Annotated in this window: 6 protein-coding genes; 2 read left to right on the forward strand and 4 right to left on the reverse strand. The window is 73.3% G+C overall.

The genetic code is table 11. From position 1 onward, the window contains the following. The coding region (locus HUW36_RS23845) for an APC family permease (RefSeq protein WP_217428864.1) at positions 1 to 2,041 on the forward strand (2,041 nt) is incomplete at its 5' end. A 3-nt stretch (positions 2,042 to 2,044) separates the two neighbouring features. Here the strand turns inward: HUW36_RS23845 and HUW36_RS34600 are convergent. The 3 genes from HUW36_RS34600 to HUW36_RS23860 form a co-directional block, all read right to left on the reverse strand. Then, on the reverse strand, positions 2,045 to 2,689 hold the full coding sequence (locus HUW36_RS34600; protein WP_174530222.1) for a hypothetical protein: 645 nt from the start codon (positions 2,687 to 2,689) through the stop codon (positions 2,045 to 2,047). Between the two features lie 84 nt (positions 2,690 to 2,773). Then, on the reverse strand, positions 2,774 to 3,061 hold the full coding sequence (locus tag HUW36_RS23855) for a DUF1330 domain-containing protein (RefSeq protein ID WP_174530223.1): 288 nt from the start codon (positions 3,059 to 3,061) through the stop codon (positions 2,774 to 2,776). A 91-nt stretch (positions 3,062 to 3,152) separates the two neighbouring features. After that, positions 3,153 to 3,977 (reverse strand): SDR family NAD(P)-dependent oxidoreductase, encoded by an 825-nt coding sequence (locus HUW36_RS23860; protein WP_174530224.1) that lies wholly within the window; start codon positions 3,975 to 3,977, stop codon positions 3,153 to 3,155. 127 nt (positions 3,978 to 4,104) lie between these two features. Here HUW36_RS23860 and HUW36_RS23865 point away from each other — a divergent pair, with 127 nt between their 5' ends. Further along, the gene (locus HUW36_RS23865; RefSeq protein ID WP_174530225.1) at positions 4,105 to 5,061 is read left to right on the forward strand and encodes an HpcH/HpaI aldolase/citrate lyase family protein; all 957 of its coding nucleotides are present in this window, start codon (positions 4,105 to 4,107) and stop codon (positions 5,059 to 5,061) included. 56 nt (positions 5,062 to 5,117) lie between these two features. On the opposite strand, the gene HUW36_RS23870 is transcribed toward HUW36_RS23865, so the two are convergent. Next, positions 5,118 to 5,582 (reverse strand): DUF4190 domain-containing protein, encoded by a 465-nt coding sequence (locus HUW36_RS23870; RefSeq protein ID WP_174530226.1) that lies wholly within the window; start codon positions 5,580 to 5,582, stop codon positions 5,118 to 5,120. Positions 5,583 to 5,809: the final 227 nt, after the last annotated feature.

Consider the following 5,809-nt stretch of genomic DNA (forward strand, 5'->3'; position numbering starts at 1 on the left):
CGGCCCTCGCCGGGCCGACGACCTGCCGGTCGACCCGACGCCGGGCCGGCGCGGGGGCCGCCCGCTGCCCACCCGGTTCGGCCGGCTGACCCCGATCGACATGTTCACCGTGGCGCAGCCGGACGAACTGGTCGCCACCGGCGCGGCGCACCTGCCCGGCAACCGGTTCGGCCGGGCGGTCACCCGGATCCGCCGGACCCTGGTCGGCCCGCCGCTGGCCAGTTCCTCGGTGCTCTACGAGCGGATGCGCAAGCTGGTCGCGCTGCCGGTGCTCTCCTCGGACCTGCTCAGTTCCGTCGCGTACGGGCCGGAGGCGATGCTCGCCGTGCTGGTCCTGGCCGGTAGCGGGGCGCTCGGGCTGGCCCTGCCGCTGGCCGCCCTGCTGGTCGTGCTGATGGTCGCGGTCGGGCTCTCCTACCGGCAGACCATTCCGGCCTACCCGCACGGCGCCGGGTCGTACATCGTGGCCGGGGACAACCTCGGACGTACGCCGGGGCTGGCCGCCGCGGCCGGGCTGATGCTCGACTACGTGCTGACCGTGTCCGTGTCGGTGGCCGCCGGGGTGCACGCGGTCACCTCGGCGCTGCCCGGGCTCACCGCGTGGACCGTGCCGCTCGGGGTGCTGGTGATCGGCGTGCTGCTCGCCGGCAACCTGCGCGGCGTCCGCACGGCCGGCAACATCTTCGTGCTGCCCACGTACGCCTTCGTGGTGGTGGTCGTCGCGGTGCTGGCGGTCGGCTACGCGAAGGCCGCGGGGCGCGGCTTCGCGCCGGTGCCGCCGCCGGCGGTGCCCGCCGCGGAGGGGCTGGGTCTGCTGCTGGTGCTGCGCGCGTTCTCCTCCGGGGCGGTGTCGATGACCGGCATCGAGGCGGTCTCCAACGCGGTGCCCGCGTTCCGCCCGACCGAGTGGCGCAATGCCCGCACCACGCTGGGCTGGATGGTCGCCATGCTGGTCGCGCTCTTCGCCGGCCTGGTCGGGCTGATCCACCTCGACGGCCTGGTGCCGCGCCCGGACGAGACGCTGCTGTCCCAGCTCGGCCGGGTCACCTTCCCCAGCGGGCCCGGGTACGCGATCCTCCAGGCCACCACCGCGCTGATCCTGCTGCTGGCGGCGAACACCGCGTTCAACGACTTTCCCCGGCTGCTGTTCTTCATGGCCCGCGACGGCCACGCGCCGCGCCGGTTCCTGCACATGGGTGACCGACTGGCGTTCAGCAACGGCCTGGTCGCGCTCGCCCTCACTGCCGCGGTGGTCTTCGTCGCCTTCGGCGGGCACACCGAGCGGCTGATCCCGCTCTACGCGGTCGGCGTCTTCCTCGCCTTCACGCTGTCGCAGACCGGGATGGTGGTGCACTGGCGGCGCCGGCCGGGCCCGGGGCGGCGTCGCCGGCTCGCGGTCAACGCGGTCGGCGCGACGCTGTCCGGGCTGGTGCTGGTGACCGCCGCGGTCGCCAAGTTCACCGAGGGCGCCTGGGTGGTGGTGATCGCGGTGCCGCTGCTGGTCCTGCTCTTCCGGCGGATCCACAGGCACTACGCCACGCTGCACCGGGCCCTCGCGCTGCACCCGCCCCCGCCCGGTCCGTCCGGCCCCGCCGGCCCCGCCGGCTTCGCCGAGGGCGAGGAGCTGCCCCAGCAGGTACGCCACCTGGTGATCGTGCCGGTGGCGCGGCTGAACCGGGCCTCGCTGCGGGCCCTGGCGTACGCGACCTCGCTCGGCCGGCCGACGCTGGCCGTGCACATCGCGCCGGAGGAGGCCGAGGCGGACCGGTTCCGGGAGCAGTGGCGGGCCTGGGGCGACCATCTGCGGCTGGAGACCATCGTGTCGCCGTACCGGTCGGTGATCGGGCCGCTCGCGCACTACCTGGAGGCGTTGCACAGCAGCCGGCCGGAGCTGACCCTGACCGTGATCGTGCCGGAGGTGGTGCTGCGCCGGCGTCGGCACCGGTTGCTGCACAGCCGGGCCGAGCAGCGGCTGCGGGCGGCGCTGCGGACCCTGCCGGGTGTCGTGGTCACCAGCGTCCCGGTGCACGTGTCGCACTGACGCTCACAGGTATCCGGCGAAGTGGTCGGTGACGAGCGCGGCCACCGCCTCGGCGTCACGGCTGCCGTCCACCTCGACCACCCGGATCCCGAGTGCGTACGCGGCGGCGACCGCGTCGGCGGCGACCAGCTCGTCGCGGGCGATCCGGTTGCGCCGGGCCCGTTCCGGGTCGCTCACGCCGGGGTGCCGGGCGGTCGCCCGGGGCAGCCGTTCCATCTGGTACGCGCGGAACTCGGGCGTCGGCACCAGCACCACCATCTGGCGGGTCGACGCGACCACCGGGGCGACCAGTTCGGGGCGCAGCCCCCAGCCCTCGGCGATCACCCGGCCCTCGCTGACCAGGGCGCTCAGGTCGTCAAGCACCCACTCGAAGCGGCGCGGGAACCCGGCGAGGGTCTCGGCCGCCATCCGCCGCGGGTCGGTCGTCACCCACGTCGTCTCCGGATCGGGCCCGTCCGGCGGTTCGCCTCGGCGGACCCGGTCGGCGATCCGCCGGTCGTCGTGTCCCCGCGCGTCGTGGCGGTCGTAGAGGTAGGCGGTCAGCCCGTGCCGCAGCGCCAACGTGACGGCGAGCGTGGTCTTGCCGGCCCACTGCGCGCCGCCGATCCAGAGCGCCCGGCGGGCGGTGGCCAGGGGATCGAAGTCCATGCCCCGACAGTGCTCCCCGTCAGCGCCAAGATCAAGTCTTGTTCTCGGCGTCCCCGCGTGCTGAAGTAAGGGAGGAGGGGCAGGTCAGACGTCGTGGACCTCCAGCACCCGGGTGGTGGGGGCGGCGTCACCCAGCTCGGCCCGCAACGCGGCGCGCTCCGGGTCGGCGAGGAACGCGTCCAGCCCGGCGCGGGCGGCGAAGCGGATGACGTGCACCTCGGTCTGCCCGTCCCCGGTGCGTAACCGCCGTTCCAGCCGCCCGCCGTGCCGGTCGAGCAGCGCCAGCACGGCGTCCTCGTAGCGTCGGCCGGCCGGCGCGTCGGCGCTCAGGTCGACAAGCGCGACCAGCAGGACCTCGTTCCCCGTCGTCATGGGCCGAGTCTGGCAGCGCGGGCGACCTCGCGGCGACCCGCCGGAGAGTGCCGGCGGGTTCGACCGGGCGGAGATCCGGTGGACGGGTCCCTCAGGCGTCGATGCCGACCGCCTTCGCGCTGGCCGTCCAGAGCCGCGCCGCCAGCGTCGGGTCGGCCGCCTTCGGCCGGGGCCGGTGCGGCTTGCGATCGGCGTAGTAACCGCCGTCGACCAGCCGGGACGGGTCCTGGCGGGCGAGCCAGACAAGCGTCTCCGCGCCCTTCTCCGGGCTGCGGAACGGCAGCAGGCGCATGCCGAGCGCCACCAGGCGGCTCTCGTTGCCGAAGCGGGTGCGCACCACGCCGGGGTGGAACGCGTACGCCGGCAGCTCCGGCCAGCGCCGCGCGGCCTCGGCGGTGAACAGGATGTTCGCCTGCTTGCTGGTGCCGTAGGCGCGGAACGGCCGGTAGTGGCGCAGCGACGCGTTCAGGTCGTCCGGGTCGAGCACGCCGCTGCGGTGCGCGTCGGAGGCGGTCACCACCATCCGGCGCACCCGGTCGGCGAGCAGATTGCTGAGCAGGAACGGAGCCAGGTGGTTGGCCTGCATGCTCAGCTCGAAACCGTCGACCGTGGTGATCGGTTCCAGCACGATCGCGCCCGCGTTGTTGGCGAGCACGTCGATCCGGTCGTAGTGCGCGCGCAGCCGCTCGGCGAGCCCGCGTACGTCGTCGAGCACCGCGAAGTCGGCGCGGAACAGTTCCGGCTGCTCGCCGCAGGACTCGCGGACCCGCTCCCCGGCGGCACGCAGCCGCGCCGGGTCGCGGCCGACCAGCACCACCTGGTCGCCGCGGCGGGCCAGCTCCACGGCGGCGGCCAGCCCGATGCCCGAACTGGCCCCGGTCAGCACCACGATCCGACGCTCAGTGAGATCTTCCACAGGTCCATTCACCCCGGTCACGGCACGAGGTTACCGTGGCGTCACCACGCCCTTTGGGATCGTTAAGTTCTCGACATCCACCGCCCGCGTCGGCCCCGTGCGGCCGGACGCCGGAAGGAGCGCATCCATGGCCGTTGTCGGTCGCCCCCGCCGGTCCTGCCTCGCGGTACCCGGCTCCAGCGTCAAGATGCTGGGCAAGGCCCAGGGTCTCCCCGCCGACCAGGTCTTCCTCGACCTGGAGGACGCGGTCGCCCCGCTGGCCAAGCCGGACGCGCGCAAGAACATCGTGGCCGCGCTGAACGAGGGCGACTGGACCGGCAAGACCCGGGTGGTCCGGGTGAACGACCTGACCACGCCGTGGACCTACCGGGACGTCATCGAGGTGGTCGAGGGCGCCGGGGCGAACCTGGACTGCATCATGCTGCCCAAGGTGCAGAACGCGGAGCAGGTGCACTGGCTGGACCTGCTGCTCACCCAGATCGAGAAGACGCTCGGTCTGGAGGTGGGCCGGATCGGCATCGAGGCGCAGATCGAGAACGCCGCCGGCCTGGTCAACGTGGACGCCATCGCGGCCGCCTCGCCCCGGGTGGAGACCATCATCTTCGGCCCGGCCGACTTCATGGCCTCGATCAACATGAAGTCGCTGGTGGTCGGCGCGCTGATCCCGGACTATCCGGGCGACCCCTACCACTACATCCTCATGCGCATCCTGATGGCCGCCCGGATGCACGACAAGCAGGCCATCGACGGCCCGTTCCTGCAGATCCGGGACGTGGACGCGTTCCGCGAGGTGGCGAAGCGCTCGGCCGCGCTGGGCTTCGACGGCAAGTGGGTGCTGCACCCCGGTCAGATCGACGCGGCCAACGAGGTCTACTCGCCGGCGCAGGCCGACTACGACCACGCCGAGCTGATCCTCGACGCGTACGACTTCTACACCTCGGAGGCGGGCGGGAAGCTCGGCGCGGTGATGCTCGGCGACGAGATGATCGACGAGGCGTCCCGCAAGATGGCGCTTGTGGTCGCGGCCAAGGGCCGGGCCGCGGGCATGACCCGTACCTCGTCGTTCACGCCGCCCAGCGAGTGACCGCACGCCGCTGACGTCGCCGGGCCGCCCCCTTCGCCGGGGGCGGCCCGCGCGCGTCAGTAGCTGCTGGAGCTGTCCGAGTTGACCGCGATCACGATCATCACGACGTAGAAGACGATCAGCGCGACCAGCAGGGCGGTCAGGATCCAGCCCACGATGATGGCCGCCTTCGCCATGCCCTCGCCCTGCTCACCGGTCTCCCGGATCTGCTTGCGCGCGACGTGGCCCATGATCGCGCCGATCGGCGCGGTGATGCAGGAGGTGAAGCCGACCAGCGAGAGCACCAGCGCCACGATGGCCAGCGAGTTCGTCTTGCTGGTCGGCGGCGCGTAACCCGGGTAGGCACCCGGTGGCGGGTACGCCGAGGGCGGCGGGTAACCGCCGGGCGCGGCGTACGGATCGCCGGCGGGCTGCGGGTAGGGCGACTTCGCGACCGCGTACGGGTCGACCGGCGCGTACGGGTCGACCGGCGGGCTCGACTGCGGGTCCTGCCAACCACCGGGGGGTGGGGGATAGCTCATCTGATCATCTCCAGGTACGTGGTCCGGGTCAGGGTAGCCACCCGGGCACAACACGGAGGACCCCCTTTCCGGGTGCCGCATTGCCCGGAAGGTCCACAGCGGGCAGGATCCTCGGCATGGCACTTGACGCGCGTGGTGGTCGGTCGCGACGGGACATGAGCCGGCCGGGGTCGGTGCGCCGCCCGCGCGGCGGCGAGCCGGCGGGCGCCGCCGACCAGGGCCGGGCC

The sequence above is a fragment of the Micromonospora maritima genome, assembly GCF_902825405.1.
Taxonomy (GTDB): domain Bacteria; phylum Actinomycetota; class Actinomycetes; order Mycobacteriales; family Micromonosporaceae; genus Micromonospora; species Micromonospora maritima.

Coding starts and splice junctions, on each gene's coding strand:
- HUW36_RS23865 (WP_174530225.1), top strand. CDS start 4,105: ATGGCCGTTGTCGGTCGCCCCCGCCGGTCCTGCCTCGCGGTACCCGGC.
- HUW36_RS23870 (WP_174530226.1), bottom strand. CDS start 5,582: ATGAGCTATCCCCCACCCCCCGGTGGTTGGCAGGACCCGCAGTCGAGC.
- HUW36_RS34600 (WP_174530222.1), bottom strand. CDS start 2,689: ATGGACTTCGATCCCCTGGCCACCGCCCGCCGGGCGCTCTGGATCGGC.
- HUW36_RS23855 (WP_174530223.1), bottom strand. CDS start 3,061: ATGACGACGGGGAACGAGGTCCTGCTGGTCGCGCTTGTCGACCTGAGC.